Origin of the sequence: Providencia sp. PROV210 (genome assembly GCF_028479445.1) — a bacterium.
Classification (GTDB): Bacteria; Pseudomonadota; Gammaproteobacteria; order Enterobacterales; family Enterobacteriaceae; genus Providencia; species Providencia rustigianii.
Map to the genome: position 1 here is coordinate 1 of NZ_JAMPNQ010000026.1, position 14,964 is coordinate 14,964.

General features: G+C 45.3%; 30 protein-coding genes. All 30 read left to right on the forward strand.

Annotated elements, in window-relative coordinates:
• Nucleotides 1-128: 128 nt before the first annotated feature.
• The 30 genes from bfd (at nucleotide 129) to rplQ (ending at nucleotide 14,960) form a co-directional block, all read left to right on the forward strand.
• A complete protein-coding gene (gene bfd / locus PR761_RS16835) occupies nucleotides 129-329 on the forward strand; it encodes a bacterioferritin-associated ferredoxin (protein ID WP_006816337.1) in 201 nt (66 codons plus the stop codon).
• Between the two features lie 122 nt (nucleotides 330-451).
• Entirely contained in the window at nucleotides 452-925 is a 474-nt protein-coding gene (bfr, locus tag PR761_RS16840) for a bacterioferritin (RefSeq protein WP_006816336.1), read from the forward strand.
• Between the two features lie 346 nt (nucleotides 926-1,271).
• Nucleotides 1,272-1,583, forward strand: a complete 312-nt coding sequence (rpsJ, locus tag PR761_RS16845; RefSeq protein ID WP_001181005.1) for a 30S ribosomal protein S10 — start codon at nucleotides 1,272-1,274, stop codon at nucleotides 1,581-1,583.
• A 32-nt stretch (nucleotides 1,584-1,615) separates the two neighbouring features.
• The gene (gene rplC, locus PR761_RS16850; RefSeq protein ID WP_006816335.1) at nucleotides 1,616-2,245 is read left to right on the forward strand and encodes a 50S ribosomal protein L3; all 630 of its coding nucleotides are present in this window, start codon (nucleotides 1,616-1,618) and stop codon (nucleotides 2,243-2,245) included.
• Between the two features lie 16 nt (nucleotides 2,246-2,261).
• Nucleotides 2,262-2,867 (forward strand): 50S ribosomal protein L4, encoded by a 606-nt coding sequence (gene rplD / locus PR761_RS16855; protein WP_006816334.1) that lies wholly within the window; start codon nucleotides 2,262-2,264, stop codon nucleotides 2,865-2,867.
• The gene (gene rplW / locus PR761_RS16860) at nucleotides 2,864-3,166 is read left to right on the forward strand and encodes a 50S ribosomal protein L23 (protein ID WP_006657015.1); all 303 of its coding nucleotides are present in this window, start codon (nucleotides 2,864-2,866) and stop codon (nucleotides 3,164-3,166) included. Before rplD ends, rplW begins: the two co-directional genes overlap by 4 nt.
• Nucleotides 3,167-3,185: 19 nt before the next feature.
• A complete protein-coding gene (gene rplB, locus PR761_RS16865) occupies nucleotides 3,186-4,010 on the forward strand; it encodes a 50S ribosomal protein L2 (RefSeq protein ID WP_006816333.1) in 825 nt (274 codons plus the stop codon).
• A 14-nt stretch (nucleotides 4,011-4,024) separates the two neighbouring features.
• Nucleotides 4,025-4,303, forward strand: a complete 279-nt coding sequence (gene rpsS, locus PR761_RS16870; RefSeq protein ID WP_004265426.1) for a 30S ribosomal protein S19 — start codon at nucleotides 4,025-4,027, stop codon at nucleotides 4,301-4,303.
• Between the two features lie 15 nt (nucleotides 4,304-4,318).
• Nucleotides 4,319-4,651, forward strand: coding sequence for a 50S ribosomal protein L22 (gene rplV / locus PR761_RS16875; RefSeq protein WP_006816332.1), 333 nt, complete (start codon nucleotides 4,319-4,321; stop codon nucleotides 4,649-4,651).
• A gap of 17 nt (nucleotides 4,652-4,668) precedes the next feature.
• Complete coding sequence (gene rpsC, locus PR761_RS16880; RefSeq protein WP_004907131.1) at nucleotides 4,669-5,370, forward strand: 30S ribosomal protein S3; 702 nt, start codon at nucleotides 4,669-4,671, stop codon at nucleotides 5,368-5,370.
• 11 nt (nucleotides 5,371-5,381) lie between these two features.
• Nucleotides 5,382-5,792, forward strand: a complete 411-nt coding sequence (gene rplP / locus PR761_RS16885; RefSeq protein WP_004926449.1) for a 50S ribosomal protein L16 — start codon at nucleotides 5,382-5,384, stop codon at nucleotides 5,790-5,792.
• Nucleotides 5,792-5,983, forward strand: coding sequence for a 50S ribosomal protein L29 (rpmC, locus tag PR761_RS16890; RefSeq protein WP_006816331.1), 192 nt, complete (start codon nucleotides 5,792-5,794; stop codon nucleotides 5,981-5,983). The genes rplP and rpmC overlap by 1 nt, the downstream gene beginning before the upstream one ends.
• Nucleotides 5,983-6,237 (forward strand): 30S ribosomal protein S17, encoded by a 255-nt coding sequence (gene rpsQ, locus PR761_RS16895; RefSeq protein WP_006657018.1) that lies wholly within the window; start codon nucleotides 5,983-5,985, stop codon nucleotides 6,235-6,237. The genes rpmC and rpsQ overlap by 1 nt, the downstream gene beginning before the upstream one ends.
• Before the next feature lie 176 nt (nucleotides 6,238-6,413).
• The gene (gene rplN / locus PR761_RS16900) at nucleotides 6,414-6,785 is read left to right on the forward strand and encodes a 50S ribosomal protein L14 (protein WP_004265449.1); all 372 of its coding nucleotides are present in this window, start codon (nucleotides 6,414-6,416) and stop codon (nucleotides 6,783-6,785) included.
• A gap of 11 nt (nucleotides 6,786-6,796) precedes the next feature.
• Nucleotides 6,797-7,111, forward strand: a complete 315-nt coding sequence (gene rplX / locus PR761_RS16905) for a 50S ribosomal protein L24 (RefSeq protein WP_006816330.1) — start codon at nucleotides 6,797-6,799, stop codon at nucleotides 7,109-7,111.
• Between the two features lie 15 nt (nucleotides 7,112-7,126).
• A complete protein-coding gene (rplE, locus tag PR761_RS16910) occupies nucleotides 7,127-7,666 on the forward strand; it encodes a 50S ribosomal protein L5 (RefSeq protein WP_006816328.1) in 540 nt (179 codons plus the stop codon).
• Nucleotides 7,667-7,678: 12 nt separating this feature from the next.
• Nucleotides 7,679-7,984 carry a 30S ribosomal protein S14 gene (gene rpsN / locus PR761_RS16915; protein WP_004265458.1) on the forward strand — a complete coding sequence of 102 codons (306 nt, stop codon included), beginning with the start codon at nucleotides 7,679-7,681 and terminating at the stop codon, nucleotides 7,982-7,984.
• Between the two features lie 34 nt (nucleotides 7,985-8,018).
• Nucleotides 8,019-8,411 carry a 30S ribosomal protein S8 gene (gene rpsH / locus PR761_RS16920; RefSeq protein ID WP_004907134.1) on the forward strand — a complete coding sequence of 131 codons (393 nt, stop codon included), beginning with the start codon at nucleotides 8,019-8,021 and terminating at the stop codon, nucleotides 8,409-8,411.
• A 14-nt stretch (nucleotides 8,412-8,425) separates the two neighbouring features.
• On the forward strand, nucleotides 8,426-8,959 hold the full coding sequence (gene rplF / locus PR761_RS16925) for a 50S ribosomal protein L6 (RefSeq protein ID WP_006816327.1): 534 nt from the start codon (nucleotides 8,426-8,428) through the stop codon (nucleotides 8,957-8,959).
• Between the two features lie 9 nt (nucleotides 8,960-8,968).
• Nucleotides 8,969-9,322: a 50S ribosomal protein L18 gene (gene rplR, locus PR761_RS16930; RefSeq protein ID WP_006816326.1), complete on the forward strand. Its 354-nt coding sequence runs from the start codon at nucleotides 8,969-8,971 to the stop codon at nucleotides 9,320-9,322.
• Nucleotides 9,323-9,336: 14 nt separating this feature from the next.
• The gene (rpsE, locus tag PR761_RS16935; RefSeq protein WP_006657022.1) at nucleotides 9,337-9,837 is read left to right on the forward strand and encodes a 30S ribosomal protein S5; all 501 of its coding nucleotides are present in this window, start codon (nucleotides 9,337-9,339) and stop codon (nucleotides 9,835-9,837) included.
• Nucleotides 9,838-9,843: 6 nt separating this feature from the next.
• Complete coding sequence (gene rpmD / locus PR761_RS16940) at nucleotides 9,844-10,023, forward strand: 50S ribosomal protein L30 (protein ID WP_004265475.1); 180 nt, start codon at nucleotides 9,844-9,846, stop codon at nucleotides 10,021-10,023.
• Nucleotides 10,024-10,026: 3 nt separating this feature from the next.
• Nucleotides 10,027-10,461 carry a 50S ribosomal protein L15 gene (gene rplO, locus PR761_RS16945; RefSeq protein WP_006816325.1) on the forward strand — a complete coding sequence of 145 codons (435 nt, stop codon included), beginning with the start codon at nucleotides 10,027-10,029 and terminating at the stop codon, nucleotides 10,459-10,461.
• Nucleotides 10,462-10,468: 7 nt separating this feature from the next.
• Nucleotides 10,469-11,794, forward strand: a complete 1,326-nt coding sequence (gene secY / locus PR761_RS16950) for a preprotein translocase subunit SecY (RefSeq protein WP_006816324.1) — start codon at nucleotides 10,469-10,471, stop codon at nucleotides 11,792-11,794.
• 45 nt (nucleotides 11,795-11,839) lie between these two features.
• Entirely contained in the window at nucleotides 11,840-11,956 is a 117-nt protein-coding gene (gene rpmJ / locus PR761_RS16955) for a 50S ribosomal protein L36 (RefSeq protein WP_006816323.1), read from the forward strand.
• Nucleotides 11,957-12,100: 144 nt separating this feature from the next.
• The gene (gene rpsM / locus PR761_RS16960; RefSeq protein WP_004907144.1) at nucleotides 12,101-12,457 is read left to right on the forward strand and encodes a 30S ribosomal protein S13; all 357 of its coding nucleotides are present in this window, start codon (nucleotides 12,101-12,103) and stop codon (nucleotides 12,455-12,457) included.
• Nucleotides 12,458-12,473: 16 nt separating this feature from the next.
• On the forward strand, nucleotides 12,474-12,863 hold the full coding sequence (gene rpsK / locus PR761_RS16965) for a 30S ribosomal protein S11 (RefSeq protein ID WP_004388621.1): 390 nt from the start codon (nucleotides 12,474-12,476) through the stop codon (nucleotides 12,861-12,863).
• A 37-nt stretch (nucleotides 12,864-12,900) separates the two neighbouring features.
• A complete protein-coding gene (gene rpsD / locus PR761_RS16970; RefSeq protein ID WP_006816322.1) occupies nucleotides 12,901-13,521 on the forward strand; it encodes a 30S ribosomal protein S4 in 621 nt (206 codons plus the stop codon).
• A gap of 25 nt (nucleotides 13,522-13,546) precedes the next feature.
• The gene (locus tag PR761_RS16975; protein ID WP_006816321.1) at nucleotides 13,547-14,536 is read left to right on the forward strand and encodes a DNA-directed RNA polymerase subunit alpha; all 990 of its coding nucleotides are present in this window, start codon (nucleotides 13,547-13,549) and stop codon (nucleotides 14,534-14,536) included.
• Nucleotides 14,537-14,573: 37 nt separating this feature from the next.
• The gene (rplQ, locus tag PR761_RS16980; protein WP_004907152.1) at nucleotides 14,574-14,960 is read left to right on the forward strand and encodes a 50S ribosomal protein L17; all 387 of its coding nucleotides are present in this window, start codon (nucleotides 14,574-14,576) and stop codon (nucleotides 14,958-14,960) included.
• Nucleotides 14,961-14,964 lie beyond the last annotated feature (4 nt).

The following is a 14,964-nucleotide window of genomic DNA, read 5'->3' on the forward strand; positions in this document are numbered from 1 at the left end:
GTTTTTGAGTATTTGATTTTTATTTTTACTTATATTTTTTAGAATAGAAGTCTTATTAATAATGCTAATTGAAATGCCAATCATTTTCATTTAAACTTGCTGTATGTTATTTATGCAGGTAAATGATCATGTATGTATGCCTTTGTGAAGCGATCACTGATAAACAAATTAGAAATACGGTGAGAAAAAATCAAGTCACCTCTCTAAAAGGTTTGCGCCAAATTTTACCTGTTGGTCGAGAATGTGGAAAATGTCTTCGACAAACTTGTGAAATTCTACAAGAAGAATTAACCCACCTCAATGAACTCTGTGTTGAACACGTAGCATAGAGCTATCCGATTATCTGTTTCAACTAAATCAAATTGCATTTACTACGGTTGCTGTGTAAATAATATTCAAATCATCGATTTCAGTACTACACTTAAAGAACTGGAAGCGATGGAGAATAAAAATGAAAGGCGATAAAAAAATGATAGCCCATTTAAATAAATTATTGGGCAATGAGCTAGTTGCAATCAACCAATACTTTTTACACGCTCGTATGTTTAAAAATTGGGGTCTAACTAAATTGAATGAGATGGAATATCACGAATCCATCGATGAAATGAAACATGCAGATAAATACATTGAGCGAATCCTTTTTCTTGAAGGTATTCCAAATCTTCAAGATCTAGGAAAGTTAAATATTGGTGAAGATGTGGAAGAGATGCTTGCTTCAGATTTAAAACTTGAACTTGATGGCGCTAAAAATTTAAAAGAGGCCATTAGCTATGCCGATTCTATTCATGATTATGTTAGTCGTGATTTAATGATAGATATACTTGCTGATGAAGAAAATCATATAGATTGGATTGAAACACAAGTGGAACTAATAAAACGTTTAGGTATACAAAATTATCTCCAAGCTCAAGTCACTGAAGAATAATTGTCATCAGATATTCAGATATTCAGATATTCAGATATTCATATAAATGGAAAAAGGCTCAGAGATGAGCCTTTTTTCTATCTACGGATGACCATCAGAAAATTCGCACATATTTTCTCCGATTACTTGCGTTTCATAATAAAATACGTATAATACGCGGGCTTACTGATGAGTAGGCCCTAGACTTTAGGACTGAAAGCTCAGTATTGAGTTAACGATTTGTTGCTCATTTAGACAATACTTCCGATATGGGAGTTACATCAAGAACGATTACACTCCCCCATCAATCGAAATGGGTGTGAGGAGTAGTCATTTACGTTTATAAAATAGTTGGAGCTCTGGTCTCATGCAGAACCAAAGAATCCGTATCCGCCTTAAAGCTTTTGATCATCGTTTAATCGATCAATCAACTGCGGAAATCGTAGAGACTGCTAAGCGCACTGGTGCGCAAGTTCGTGGTCCTATCCCGCTACCGACACGTAAAGAGCGTTTTACCGTTCTGATTTCTCCGCACGTTAATAAAGATGCGCGTGATCAGTACGAAATTCGCACTCACAAGCGTCTGGTTGACATCGTTGAGCCAACCGAAAAGACCGTTGATGCTCTGATGCGTCTGGATCTGGCTGCCGGTGTTGACGTGCAGATCAGCCTGGGTTAATCAGGTCGTCGAACGATTGAGAGGTTGAAACAATGATTGGTTTAGTCGGTAAGAAAGTAGGTATGACTCGTATCTTCACTGAAGATGGCGTTTCTATTCCCGTAACTGTTATCGAAATTGAAAATAACCGCGTTACTCAGGTCAAAACTGCAGAAACTGACGGTTACAATGCAATTCAGGTTACTACTGGTAGCAAAAAAGCTAACCGTGTAACTAAGCCTGAAGCAGGTCATTTCGCTAAAGCTGGCGTTGAAGCTGGCCGTATACTGCGTGAATTCCGTACTGAAGAAGGTACTGAGTTTAAAGCAGGTGAAAGCATTAGCGTTGAAATTTTCGCTGACGTTAAAAAAGTCGACGTTACTGGTACATCTAAAGGTAAAGGTTTTGCCGGCACAGTTAAGCGCTGGAATTTCCGTACTCAAGATGCTACTCACGGTAACTCCTTGTCTCACCGTGTTCCGGGTTCTATCGGTCAGAACCAGACTCCGGGCAAAGTGTTCAAAGGCAAGAAAATGGCAGGCCAACTAGGTAATGAGCGTGTAACCGTTCAAAGCTTAGATGTAGTACGTGTTGACGCTGAGCGCAACCTGCTGCTGGTCAAAGGTGCTGTTCCAGGAGCAACTGGTAGCAACCTGATCGTAAAACCGGCTGTCAAGGCTTAACGTCGAGGAGATAGGAATGGAATTGGTAATGAAAGACGCGCAAAGCGCGCTGACTGTTTCCGAAACTACCTTCGGGCGTGATTTCAATGAAGCGCTTGTTCACCAAGTAGTGGTTGCATATGCAGCTGGTGCTCGTCAAGGTACTCGTGCTCAGAAAACTCGTGCTGAAGTTTCTGGTTCAGGTAAAAAACCATGGCGTCAAAAGGGTACTGGTCGTGCTCGTGCTGGTTCAGCCAAGAGCCCAATTTGGCGCTCTGGTGGTGTTAGCTTTGCAGCTAAACCACAGGACCACAGTCAAAAAGTTAATAAAAAGATGTACCGTGGTGCTTTAAAAAGCATTTTATCTGAATTGGTACGTCAAGATCGTCTGATCGTTGTCGAGAAGTTTTCTGTAGAAGCGCCTAAAACTAAGCTGCTAGCACAGAAACTGAAAGATATGGCTCTGGAAGATGTACTGATCATCACTGCTGAATTAGATGAAAATCTGTTTTTAGCAGCACGTAACCTGTACAAGGTTGACGTACGTGATGCAGCTGGTATTGACCCAGTTAGCCTGATTGCTTTCGACAAAGTGGTTATGACTGCTGATGCTGTGAAGCAAGTTGAGGAGATGCTGGCATGATCCGTGAAGAACGTCTGCTACAAGTACTGCGCGCGCCGCATGTATCTGAAAAAGCTTCTACAGCGATGGAAAAAAGTAATACCATCGTTCTCAAAGTTGCGAAAGACGCGACTAAAGCAGAAATCAAAGCTGCTGTACAGAAACTGTTTGAAGTTGAAGTTGAAGGTGTTAACACTTTGCTGGTTAAAGGCAAAACTAAACGCCACGGTCAGCGTTCTGGTCGTCGTAGTGACTGGAAAAAAGCTTACGTTACGCTGAAAGAAGGCCAGAATCTGGACTTCGTTAGCGGCGCAGAGTAAGTCGGAGGAGTAAAGAACAATGGCAGTTGTTAAATGTAAACCTACGTCTCCGGGCCGCCGCCACGTTGTTAAAGTGGTTAACCCAGAGCTGCATAAGGGAAAACCTTATGCACCACTGTTAGAAAAAATGAGCAAGTCTGGTGGTCGTAACAACAATGGTCGTATCACTACCCGTCATATCGGTGGTGGTCACAAGCAGCATTACCGTTTAGTTGATTTTAAACGCAACAAAGATGGTATCCCTGCAGTTGTTGAGCGTTTGGAATATGATCCAAACCGTTCTGCGAACATCGCACTGGTTTTATATAAAGACGGTGAACGTCGTTATATTCTTGCACCAAAAGGCTTGAAAGCTGGTGACCAGATTCAATCTGGTGTTGATTCAGCAATCAAAGCAGGTAACGCACTGCCAATGCGCAACATCCCCGTTGGTTCTACAGTTCATAATATCGAACTGAAACCAGGTAAAGGTGGACAGTTAGCGCGTTCAGCAGGTACTTACGCTCAGATCGTTGCTCGTGATGGTGCTTATGTCACCCTGCGTTTGCGTTCTGGTGAAATGCGTAAAGTTTTAGCGGATTGCCGTGCAACCTTAGGTGAAGTCGGTAACGCTGAACATATGTTACGTGTTCTCGGTAAAGCTGGTGCTAGTCGCTGGCGTGGTATTCGTCCTACCGTTCGCGGTACTGCGATGAACCCAGTAGACCATCCACATGGTGGTGGTGAAGGCCGTAACTTTGGTAAACACCCTGTAACACCATGGGGCGTTCAGACCAAAGGTAAGAAAACTCGTAGCAACAAGCGTACTGATCAATTCATCGTACGTCATCGTTCTAAAAAATAATTAGAGGATAAGCCATGCCACGTTCTCTCAAGAAAGGTCCTTTTATTGACCTGCACTTGCTGAAGAAGGTAGAGAAAGCGGTGGAAAGCGGAGACAAGAAGCCTCTCAAGACTTGGTCCCGTCGTTCAACGATCTTTCCTAATATGATCGGATTGACCATCGCTGTCCATAATGGTCGTCAGCATGTTCCAGTATTCGTAACCGACGAAATGGTTGGTCACAAACTGGGTGAATTCGCACCGACTCGCACTTATCGCGGCCATGCGGCAGATAAGAAAGCTAAGAAACGTTAAGGATAGGAGGAAGAGATGGAAACTTTAGCTATGCATCGCCACGCTCGTTCTTCTGCCCAGAAGGTTCGCTTAGTTGCCGACCTGATTCGCGGTAAGAAAGTGTCGCAAGCTCTGGAAATTCTGGCCTACACCAACAAGAAAGCTGCTGGTTTAGTAAAGAAAGTACTTGAGTCTGCAATTGCTAACGCAGAGCAAAACGATGGCGCTGACATTGATGATCTGAAAGTTGCGAAAATTTTCGTAGACGAAGGTCCAACTATGAAACGCATCATGCCGCGTGCGAAAGGCCGTGCAGATCGTATTCTTAAGCGCACCAGCCACATCACTGTGGTTGTGTCCGATCGCTGAGACTCTGGAGACTAGCAATGGGTCAGAAAGTACATCCTAATGGTATTCGCCTGGGTATTGTCAAACCTTGGAACTCTACTTGGTATGCGAATACTAATGAATTCGCTGACAACCTAGACAGCGATTTTAAAGTACGCCAGTACTTGAATAAAGAATTGGCAAAAGCGTCAATTTCACGCATCGTAATCGAGCGTCCTGCTAAAAGCATCCGTGTGACTATTCACACTGCTCGCCCAGGTATCGTTATCGGTAAGAAAGGTGAAGACGTTGAAAAACTGCGTAAAACAGTAGCGGATATCGCTGGTGTTCCTGCGCAAATCAATATCGCCGAAGTTCGTAAACCAGAACTGGACGCAAAATTAGTTGCTGACAGCATCTCTTCTCAGCTGGAACGTCGTGTTATGTTCCGTCGTGCTATGAAGCGTGCTGTACAGAATGCAATGCGTCTGGGCGCTAAAGGTATTAAAGTTGAAGTCAGTGGCCGTTTAGGCGGTGCTGAAATCGCTCGTACCGAGTGGTATCGTGAAGGCCGTGTGCCACTGCACACATTACGTGCTGATATCGATTACAACACTTCAGAAGCGCACACCACTTATGGTGTTCTCGGCGTTAAGGTATGGATCTTCAAAGGTGAGATTCTGGGTGGTATGGCTGCGGTTGAACAAGCTGAGAAACCAGCTGCTCAACCTAAAAAGCAGCAGCGTAAAGGCCGCAAGTAAGGAGCGTCGCTATGTTACAACCAAAGCGTACAAAATTCCGTAAGGTGCATAAAGGCCGCAACCGTGGTCTGGCGCAAGGTACGGATGTTAGCTTCGGCACTTTCGGTCTTAAAGCTGTTGGCCGTGGTCGTCTGACTGCACGTCAGATCGAAGCGGCACGTCGTGCTATGACCCGTGCTGTTAAGCGTCAAGGTAAAATCTGGATCCGAGTATTCCCAGACAAGCCAATCACTGAAAAGCCACTCGAAGTTCGTATGGGTAAAGGTAAAGGTAACGTAGAATATTGGGTTGCCTTAATTCAGCCTGGTAAAGTCCTGTATGAAATGGACGGTGTGCCTGAAGAGCTGGCTCGTGAAGCATTCTCTCTGGCAGCAGCGAAACTGCCTATCAAAACCACCTTTGTAACTAAGACGGTGATGTAATGAAAGCACAAGAGCTGCGCGAAAAAAGCGTAGAAGAGCTGAACGCTGAACTTTTGAACCTGTTACGTGAACAATTTAATTTACGTATGCAAGTTGCAAGTGGTCAGCTGCAACAGTCTCATCTAATGAAACAAGTGCGTCGTGATATCGCACGTGTGAAGACTTTACTAACTGAGAAGGCAGGTGCGTAATGAACGATAAAATCCGTACTCTGCAAGGTCGTGTAGTTAGTGACAAAATGGAGAAATCTATTGTTGTTGCTATCGAGCGTATGGTGAAACACCCTCTGTATGGTAAATTCATCCGTCGTACGACTAAATTGCACGTACATGACGAGAACAATGAATGTGGAATTGGTGACGTGGTAGAAATCCGCGAAACTCGTCCACTGTCTAAGACTAAGTCTTGGGCCTTAGTTCGCGTTGTAGAAAAAGCTGTTCTGTAATAGAATAGATTTTTCGTGATAAATAAACGGCTCTTTTTGTTCGGGCCGTTTATTTTTTTCTGTCCAACACGAAGATGTGGTGTTATAATGCCGCGCCCTCGTAGTATGGGTATATTTGAACGGCCTCTTCATAATGAGGTGGCTCAGTAGTAGTTGACATTTAGCGGAGCACTAAAATGATCCAAGAACAGACTATGCTGAACGTGGCCGACAACTCCGGTGCACGTCGCGTAATGTGTATCAAGGTTCTAGGTGGCTCGCACCGTCGCTATGCACATGTAGGCGACATCATTAAAATTACTGTCAAAGAAGCAATTCCACGCGGTAAAGTTAAAAAGGGTGATGTCCTGAAAGCGGTAGTGGTGCGCACCAAGAAGGGTGTACGTCGCCCTGACGGTTCTGTCATTCGCTTCGATGGTAATGCTTGTGTGTTATTAAATAATAACAGCGAGCAAGTAATCGGTACGCGTATTTTTGGGCCGGTAACTCGTGAACTTCGTAACGAGAAGTTTATGAAAATTATCTCTCTGGCACCTGAAGTACTCTAAGGAGCGAAACTATGGCAGCGAAAATCCGTCGTGATGACGAAGTTATCGTGCTAACTGGGAAAGACAAAGGTAAGCGCGGTAAAGTAAAACAGGTTATTTCTTCTAGTAAAGTTATTGTTGAAGGTATCAATCTGGTTAAAAAACATCAGAAGCCTGTACCGGCTCTGAATCAACCAGGTGGCATCGTTGAAAAAGAAGCGGCTATTCAAGTTTCTAACGTTGCAATCTTTAACACGGCAACTGGTAAGGCTGACCGTGTAGGCTTTAGATTTGAAGACGGGAAAAAAGTCCGTTTCTTTAAATCTAACAGTGAAACTATCAAGTAATTTTTGGAGTATACGATGGCGAAACTGCATGATTACTATAAAGACGAAGTAGTTAATAAGCTCATGACTGAGTTTAACTACACTTCTGTCATGCAAGTCCCTCGGGTCGAGAAGATCACCCTGAATATGGGTGTTGGTGAAGCGATCGCTGATAAAAAACTGCTGGATAATGCAGCAGCTGACTTAACAGCAATCTCTGGTCAAAAACCACTGATCACCAAAGCACGCAAATCTGTTGCAGGCTTCAAAATCCGTCAGGGCTATCCAATCGGCTGTAAAGTAACTCTGCGTGGCGAACGCATGTGGGAGTTCCTCGAGCGACTGATTTCTATTGCTGTTCCACGTATTCGTGACTTCCGCGGCTTGCCTGCTAAGTCTTTCGATGGTCGTGGTAACTACAGCATGGGTGTACGTGAACAAATCATCTTCCCTGAAATCGATTACGATAAAGTGGATCGTGTACGTGGTTTAGATATTACTATCACCACTACTGCGAAATCAGATGACGAAGGTCGCGCACTATTAGCAGCGTTCAACTTCCCGTTCCGCAAGTAAGGCAGGGTACTCATGGCTAAGAAATCTATGAAAGCGCGTGATGTTAAGCGTGCTAAATTAGCTGAGAAATTCTTCGCGAAACGCGTAGAACTGAAAGCTATCATCTCTGATGTTAAAGCATCTGATGAAGATCGCTGGGACGCTGTTCTCAAGCTGCAAACACTGCCACGTGATTCAAGTCCTTCTCGTCAGCGTAACCGCTGCCGTCAAACTGGGCGTCCGCATGGTTTTCTGCGGAAATTTGGTCTGAGCCGTATTAAAGTCCGTGAAGCCGCTATGCGCGGTGAAATCCCGGGCCTTAAAAAGGCTAGTTGGTAATTGTCACCATATTGAATCACGGGAGTAAAGACAGATGAGCATGCAAGATCCCATCGCGGATATGCTGACCCGTATCCGTAACGGTCAGGCCGCGAATAAAGTTGCGGTCACCATGCCTTCCTCCAAGCTGAAAGTGGCGATTGCCAAAGTGCTGAAGGAAGAAGGCTATATTGAAGATTTTAAAATTGAAGGCGACATCAAGCCAGAACTGGAACTGACTTTACGTTATTTCCAAGGTAAGGCTGTCGTAGAAAGCATCCAGCGTGTAAGCCGCCCAAGTCTGCGCATCTATAAGAAAAAAGATGAGCTGCCACAAGTTATGGCTGGCTTAGGTATCGCTGTTGTTTCTACCTCTAAAGGTGTCATGACTGATCGTGCAGCTCGCCAAGCTGGTCTTGGTGGCGAGATTCTCTGCTACGTAGCTTAATTCGGGAGGAAAGAATGTCTCGTGTGGCAAAAGCACCCGTCGTCATTCCTGCCGGCGTAGAGGTAAAACTCAACGGTCAGGTTATTTCGATCAAGGGTAAAAACGGCGAGCTTACTCGTACTATCCATAATGCAGTTGAAGTTAAACATGAAGATGGCCACTTAACTTTCGGTCCACGCGAAGGTTTTGCAGATGCATGGGCACAAGCGGGTACTTCTCGCTCACTGCTGAATGCTATGGTTATCGGTGTTACCGAAGGCTTCACTAAAAAGCTTCAACTGGTCGGTGTTGGTTACCGTGCAGCAATCAAAGGCAATGCAGTAAGCTTGTCTTTAGGTTTCTCGCATCCGGTTGAACACGCACTGCCAGCAGGCATTACTGCTGAATGTCCAACACAAACTGAAATCGTACTGAAAGGTGCGGATAAGCAAGTGATTGGTCAAGTCGCGGCAGAATTGCGTGCTTACCGTCGTCCTGAGCCTTATAAAGGCAAGGGTGTTCGTTACGCCGATGAAATCGTGCGTACTAAAGAGGCTAAGAAGAAGTAAGGTAACACTATGGATAAGAAAGCAGCTCGTATCCGTCGTGCGACCCGCGCACGCCGCAAGATCCAAGAGTTGGGTGCGACTCGCCTGGTGGTACATCGTACTCCACGCCATATTTATGCGCAGGTTATTGCACCTAACGGTTCTGAAACATTGGTTGCCGCTTCTACAACAGAAAAAGCTATCAATGAGCAAGTGAAATTCACTGGAAACAAAGATGCAGCAGCAGCAGTTGGTAAATTAATTGCTGAGCGTGCACTGGAAAAAGGCATCACTGTTGTTGCTTTTGACCGTTCTGGTTTCCAATATCATGGTAGAGTCCAGGCACTGGCAGATGCTGCCCGTGAAGCTGGCCTTCAGTTCTAAGGTAGAGGTGTAAGATGTCTCACATCGAAAAACAAGCTGGCGAACTGCAGGAAAAGCTGATCGCGGTAAACCGCGTAGCTAAAACCGTTAAAGGTGGCCGTATTTTCAGCTTTACCGCACTGACTGTAGTTGGTGATGGTAACGGTCGCGTTGGTTTTGGTTACGGCAAAGCGCGCGAAGTTCCGGCAGCAATCCAGAAAGCGATGGAAAAAGCCCGTCGCAGTATGAAAACCGTTGCTCTAAACAACGGCACATTATTCCACCCAGTGAAAGGTACTCACACAGGTTCTCGTGTGTTTATGCAGCCTGCTCACGAAGGTACAGGTATCATTGCAGGTGGTGCAATGCGTGCTGTTTTAGAGGTAGCTGGAGTTCGAAACGTACTGGCTAAAACCTATGGTTCCACAAACCCAATCAACGTGGTTCGTGCAACACTGGATGCTTTAGACAGCATGAAGTCTCCAGAAATGGTCGCAGCTAAGCGTGGAAAATCCGTCGAAGAAATTCTGGGGTAATCAGCCATGGCTAAGACTATTAAAATTACACAAGTTCGCAGTTCAATCGGTCGTCTGCCTAAGCATAAGGCAACACTGGTCGGTTTAGGTCTGCGTCGCATTGGTCATACAGTAGAGCGCGAGGATACTCCTGCAGTTCGTGGTATGGTCAACTTGGTTTCCTACATGGTTAAAGTTGAGGAGTAAGAGATGCGTTTAAATACTCTGTCTCCGGCTGAAGGTGCCAAGCACGCGCCTAAACGCGTAGGTCGTGGTATCGGTTCTGGTCTCGGTAAAACCGGCGGCCGTGGTCACAAGGGTCAGAAATCTCGTTCTGGCGGTGGCGTACGTCGTGGTTTTGAAGGTGGCCAGATGCCTTTATACCGTCGTTTACCGAAATTCGGTTTTACTTCACGTAAAGCAATGATCACTGCAGAGATTCGTCTCTCTGATTTTGCTGCTGTTGAAGGCGATGTTATTGATCTGAACGCACTGAAAGCCGCGAACGTTATTGACATCCAGATTGAATACGCAAAAGTTATTCTTTCTGGCGAAGTAAATCGTGCAGTTACTGTACGTGGTCTTCGTGTTACTAAAGGTGCTCGCGCTGCAATCGAAGCTGCCGGCGGTAAAATTGAGGAATAAGTGACAGATGGCTAAACAACCAGGATTAGATTTCCAAAGTGCCAAAGGTGGAGCTGGCGAACTGAAACGCAGACTTTTGTTTGTAATAGGGGCGCTAATTGTTTTCCGAATTGGTTCTTTTATTCCAATCCCTGGTATTGATGCCACTGTGCTTGCCAAATTGCTCGAACAGCAACAAGGTACCATCATTGAAATGTTTAACATGTTCTCTGGTGGTGCTCTCAGCCGTGCTTCTATCTTTGCTCTGGGTATCATGCCGTATATTTCGGCATCGATTATTGTCCAGTTATTATCTGTGGTTAATCCACGATTAGCAGAGATCAAGAAGGAAGGAGAAGCAGGTCGTCGGAAGATAAGCCAATATACTCGCTGGGGTACTCTGGTATTAGCAATATTTCAATCTATTGGTATTGCAATGGGTCTACCGAATATGCCAGGGATGCAAGGATTAGTTATTGATCCAGGTCTCCCATTCTACTTCACGGCAGTTGTTAGCTTAGTCACAGGAACTATGTTCCTTATGTGGTTAGGTGAGCAGATAACTGAAAGAGGTATCGGAAACGGTATTTCAATAATTATCTTCGCTGGTATTGTTGCGGGTCTACCGCCGGCTATTGGCCATACCATCGAGCAAGCTCGGCAAGGCGATCTGCACTTCCTCCTGTTGCTGTTGGTTGCGGTATTAGTATTCGCGGTTACTTTCTTTGTTGTATTTATGGAACGTGGTCAACGTCGTATTGTTGTAAACTATGCCAAACGTCAGCAAGGTCGCCGTGTTTACGCAGCACAAAGTACACATTTACCGTTGAAAGTGAATATGGCGGGTGTAATTCCTGCAATTTTCGCTTCCAGTATCATACTATTCCCGGGTACAATAGCATCTTGGTTTGGCGATGGAACTGGCTGGGACTGGCTGACTACAGTATCTATGTATCTGCAGCCTGGACAACCGTTATATGTATTGCTTTATGCATCTGCGATCATCTTCTTCTGTTTCTTCTATACTGCGTTGGTTTTCAACCCAAGAGAAACAGCGGATAACCTGAAGAAGTCCGGTGCATTTGTACCAGGAATTCGTCCGGGAGAGCAAACGGCCAAGTACATCGATAAGGTAATGACCCGACTGACATTGGTTGGTGCTCTTTATATTACCTTTATCTGCCTAATCCCGGAGTTCATGCGTGACGCAATGAAAGTACCTTTTTACTTTGGTGGTACTTCCCTCTTAATCGTGGTTGTCGTTATCATGGACTTTATGGCTCAAGTGCAAACTCTAATGATGTCAAGTCAGTATGAGTCTGCATTGAAAAAAGCAAATCTAAAAGGTAAATAGTCATTTTCGTGATTATGATTTGCTTAGAAGTTACGGAGAGTAAAAATGAAAGTTCGTGCTTCCGTCAAGAAATTATGCCGTAACTGCAAAATTATTCGTCGCCATGGTAGCGTTCGTGTGATTTGCAGTGTTGAGCCAAGACATAAACAACGTCAAGGCTAAGAAAAAGCATTTTTTTCTTGCAAAGTTGGGTTGAGCTGGCTAAATTAGCCAGCCAATCTTTTTATCTAAGATACATTATTATTTGAGTATCCTGAAAACGGGCTTTTCAGCATAGTAATGTATATTTTAACTTAGGAGTGCATAGTGGCCCGTATAGCAGGCATTAACATTCCTGATCATAAACATACCGTAATCGCTTTAACATCGATTTTCGGCATCGGCAAAACTCGTTCACAGGCTATCTGTGAAGCAACTGGTATTGCTGAAAATGTTAAGATCAGTGAGCTGTCTGAAGAACAAATCGACAAGCTGCGTGACGAAGTTGCTAAATACGTTGTAGAAGGTGACTTACGTCGTGAAATTACCCTGAGCATCAAGCGTCTGATGGACCTTGGATGTTACCGTGGTTTACGTCATCGTCGTGGTCTTCCTGTGCGCGGACAGCGTACTAAGACTAACGCTCGTACCCGCAAGGGTCCGCGTAAGCCGATCAAGAAATAAGTCGGGGTATTGAATAATGGCAAAAGCACCAGTTCGTGCACGTAAGCGTGTAAGAAAACAAGTCTCAGACGGTGTGGCTCATATCCATGCTTCTTTCAACAACACAATCGTTACCATTACTGACCGTCAGGGTAACGCATTAGGTTGGGCAACTGCCGGTGGTTCCGGTTTCCGTGGTTCTCGCAAATCTACTCCGTTCGCAGCTCAGGTTGCAGCAGAGCGTTGCGCAGAAGCTGTGAAAGAATACGGAATCAAAAACCTGGAAGTTATGGTTAAGGGACCGGGTCCGGGTCGCGAATCAACAATTCGTGCTCTGAACGCCGCTGGTTTTCGCATCACTAATATTACTGATGTGACTCCTATCCCTCATAACGGTTGTCGCCCACCGAAAAAACGTCGCGTTTAATACGTATCGTTTTTTTTAGGACTGTTGGAGAAAGAAAATGGCTAGATATTTGGGTCCTAAGCTCAAGCTGAGCCGTCGCGAAGGAACAGACCTCTTCCTGAAGTCTGGTGTTCGCGCGATTGACACCAAGTGTAAATTAGAACAGGCACCTGGCCAGCACGGAGCGCGTAAACCGCGTCTGTCTGACTATGGTGTTCAGTTACGTGAAAAACAAAAAGTTCGTCGTATTTACGGTGTTCTGGAACGTCAATTCCGTAACTATTATAAAGAAGCAACACGCCTGAAAGGAAACACAGGTGAAAACCTGCTGACTCTGCTGGAAGGTCGTCTTGATAACGTCGTTTACCGTATGGGCTTTGGCGCAACTCGCGCAGAAGCACGTCAAATGGTTAGCCATAAAGCTATCATGGTAAATGGTCGCGTAGTCAATATCGCTTCTTATCAGGTTTCCCCGAATGACGTTATCAGCGTTCGTGAGAAAGCTAAAAAACAGTCTCGTATCAAGGCTGCTTTAGAGCTGGCTGAACAGCGTGAGAAGCCAACTTGGCTGGAAGTTGATGCTGCTAAAATGGAAGGTGTGTTCAAGCGTATGCCTGAACGTACTGACTTGTCTGCGGACATTAACGAACACCTGATCGTCGAGCTTTACTCCAAGTAAAGCTTAGCACCAAAGAGAGGACACAATGCAGGGTTCTGTGACAGAGTTTCTAAAACCGCGCCTGGTAGATATCGAGCAAGTCAGTTCGACGCACGCTAAGGTGACCCTTGAGCCTTTAGAGCGCGGCTTCGGCCACACTCTAGGTAACGCACTGCGCCGTATTCTGCTTTCGTCTATGCCGGGTTGTGCGGTGACAGAGGTTGAGATTGATGGTGTACTGCATGAGTACAGCACCAAAGAAGGTGTACAGGAAGATATCCTGGAGATTCTCCTCAACCTGAAAGGGCTGGCGGTAAAAGTTCAGGGGAAAGATGAAGTTATTTTAACCTTGAATAAATCTGGCATTGGCCCTGTGACTGCAGCCGACATCATCCATGATGGTGATGTCGAAATCGTCAAGCCACAGCATGTTATCTGCCACCTCACTGACGAAAACGCATCTGTAAATATGCGTATTAAAGTTCAGCGTGGTCGTGGTTATGTGCCGGCTTCTGCCCGAGTTCATTCGGAAGAAGATGAGCGCCCAATCGGTCGTTTGTTAGTCGATGCTTGCTATAGCCCTGTAGAGCGTATTGCCTACAATGTTGAAGCAGCTCGTGTTGAGCAACGTACGGATTTGGATAAGTTAGTAATTGAAATGGAAACTAACGGTACAATTGATCCTGAAGAGGCAATTCGCCGTGCAGCTACCATCCTGGCTGAACAACTTGAAGCTTTTGTTGACTTACGTGATGTACGTCAGCCAGAAGTTAAAGAAGAGAAACCAGAATTCGATCCTATCTTACTGCGCCCAGTTGACGATCTGGAATTGACTGTCCGCTCTGCTAACTGCCTCAAAGCAGAAGCTATCCACTACATCGGTGATCTGGTACAGCGTACAGAAGTTGAGTTGCTGAAAACGCCTAACCTCGGTAAGAAGTCTCTTACTGAAATTAAGGACGTCTTGGCATCTCGTGGCCTTTCTCTAGGTATGCGCTTAGAAAATTGGCCACCAGCAAGTATTGCTGATGATTAGGATCACAGGTTAAGGTTTTACTGAGAAGGATAAGGTCATGCGCCATCGTAAGAGTGGTCGTCAATTGAACCGCAACAGCAGCCACCGCCAAGCTATGTTCCGTAACATGGCAGGTTCTTTAGTTCGTCATGAAATCATCAAGACGACTCTGCCTAAAGCGAAAGAACTGCGTCGCGTCGTTGAGCCGCTGATTACTCTTGCCAAGACCGACAGCGTAGCTAATCGTCGTCTGGCATTCGCACGTACTCGTGATAACGAGATCGTTGCAAAACTATTTAATGAACTGGGACCTCGTTTCGCAGCTCGTGCAGGTGGTTACACTCGTATTCTTAAGTGTGGTTACCGTACAGGCGACAACGCTCCGATGGCTTACATCGAGCTTGTTGACCGTGCTGTTGAGTCTCAAGAAGCGGCTGCAGAGTAATCTG

What these genes read in the sequence shown, in the direction of transcription:
- bfd (WP_006816337.1), top strand. Translation starts at nt 129, where the DNA reads ATGTATGTATGCCTTTGTGAAGCGATCACTGATAAACAAATTAGAAAT.
- bfr (WP_006816336.1), top strand. Translation starts at nt 452, where the DNA reads ATGAAAGGCGATAAAAAAATGATAGCCCATTTAAATAAATTATTGGGC.
- rpsJ (WP_001181005.1), top strand. Translation starts at nt 1,272, where the DNA reads ATGCAGAACCAAAGAATCCGTATCCGCCTTAAAGCTTTTGATCATCGT.
- rplC (WP_006816335.1), top strand. Translation starts at nt 1,616, where the DNA reads ATGATTGGTTTAGTCGGTAAGAAAGTAGGTATGACTCGTATCTTCACT.
- rplD (WP_006816334.1), top strand. Translation starts at nt 2,262, where the DNA reads ATGGAATTGGTAATGAAAGACGCGCAAAGCGCGCTGACTGTTTCCGAA.
- rplW (WP_006657015.1), top strand. Translation starts at nt 2,864, where the DNA reads ATGATCCGTGAAGAACGTCTGCTACAAGTACTGCGCGCGCCGCATGTA.
- rplB (WP_006816333.1), top strand. Translation starts at nt 3,186, where the DNA reads ATGGCAGTTGTTAAATGTAAACCTACGTCTCCGGGCCGCCGCCACGTT.
- rpsS (WP_004265426.1), top strand. Translation starts at nt 4,025, where the DNA reads ATGCCACGTTCTCTCAAGAAAGGTCCTTTTATTGACCTGCACTTGCTG.
- rplV (WP_006816332.1), top strand. Translation starts at nt 4,319, where the DNA reads ATGGAAACTTTAGCTATGCATCGCCACGCTCGTTCTTCTGCCCAGAAG.
- rpsC (WP_004907131.1), top strand. Translation starts at nt 4,669, where the DNA reads ATGGGTCAGAAAGTACATCCTAATGGTATTCGCCTGGGTATTGTCAAA.
- rplP (WP_004926449.1), top strand. Translation starts at nt 5,382, where the DNA reads ATGTTACAACCAAAGCGTACAAAATTCCGTAAGGTGCATAAAGGCCGC.
- rpmC (WP_006816331.1), top strand. Translation starts at nt 5,792, where the DNA reads ATGAAAGCACAAGAGCTGCGCGAAAAAAGCGTAGAAGAGCTGAACGCT.
- rpsQ (WP_006657018.1), top strand. Translation starts at nt 5,983, where the DNA reads ATGAACGATAAAATCCGTACTCTGCAAGGTCGTGTAGTTAGTGACAAA.
- rplN (WP_004265449.1), top strand. Translation starts at nt 6,414, where the DNA reads ATGATCCAAGAACAGACTATGCTGAACGTGGCCGACAACTCCGGTGCA.
- rplX (WP_006816330.1), top strand. Translation starts at nt 6,797, where the DNA reads ATGGCAGCGAAAATCCGTCGTGATGACGAAGTTATCGTGCTAACTGGG.
- rplE (WP_006816328.1), top strand. Translation starts at nt 7,127, where the DNA reads ATGGCGAAACTGCATGATTACTATAAAGACGAAGTAGTTAATAAGCTC.
- rpsN (WP_004265458.1), top strand. Translation starts at nt 7,679, where the DNA reads ATGGCTAAGAAATCTATGAAAGCGCGTGATGTTAAGCGTGCTAAATTA.
- rpsH (WP_004907134.1), top strand. Translation starts at nt 8,019, where the DNA reads ATGAGCATGCAAGATCCCATCGCGGATATGCTGACCCGTATCCGTAAC.
- rplF (WP_006816327.1), top strand. Translation starts at nt 8,426, where the DNA reads ATGTCTCGTGTGGCAAAAGCACCCGTCGTCATTCCTGCCGGCGTAGAG.
- rplR (WP_006816326.1), top strand. Translation starts at nt 8,969, where the DNA reads ATGGATAAGAAAGCAGCTCGTATCCGTCGTGCGACCCGCGCACGCCGC.
- rpsE (WP_006657022.1), top strand. Translation starts at nt 9,337, where the DNA reads ATGTCTCACATCGAAAAACAAGCTGGCGAACTGCAGGAAAAGCTGATC.
- rpmD (WP_004265475.1), top strand. Translation starts at nt 9,844, where the DNA reads ATGGCTAAGACTATTAAAATTACACAAGTTCGCAGTTCAATCGGTCGT.
- rplO (WP_006816325.1), top strand. Translation starts at nt 10,027, where the DNA reads ATGCGTTTAAATACTCTGTCTCCGGCTGAAGGTGCCAAGCACGCGCCT.
- secY (WP_006816324.1), top strand. Translation starts at nt 10,469, where the DNA reads ATGGCTAAACAACCAGGATTAGATTTCCAAAGTGCCAAAGGTGGAGCT.
- rpmJ (WP_006816323.1), top strand. Translation starts at nt 11,840, where the DNA reads ATGAAAGTTCGTGCTTCCGTCAAGAAATTATGCCGTAACTGCAAAATT.
- rpsK (WP_004388621.1), top strand. Translation starts at nt 12,474, where the DNA reads ATGGCAAAAGCACCAGTTCGTGCACGTAAGCGTGTAAGAAAACAAGTC.
- rpsD (WP_006816322.1), top strand. Translation starts at nt 12,901, where the DNA reads ATGGCTAGATATTTGGGTCCTAAGCTCAAGCTGAGCCGTCGCGAAGGA.
- PR761_RS16975 (WP_006816321.1), top strand. Translation starts at nt 13,547, where the DNA reads ATGCAGGGTTCTGTGACAGAGTTTCTAAAACCGCGCCTGGTAGATATC.
- rplQ (WP_004907152.1), top strand. Translation starts at nt 14,574, where the DNA reads ATGCGCCATCGTAAGAGTGGTCGTCAATTGAACCGCAACAGCAGCCAC.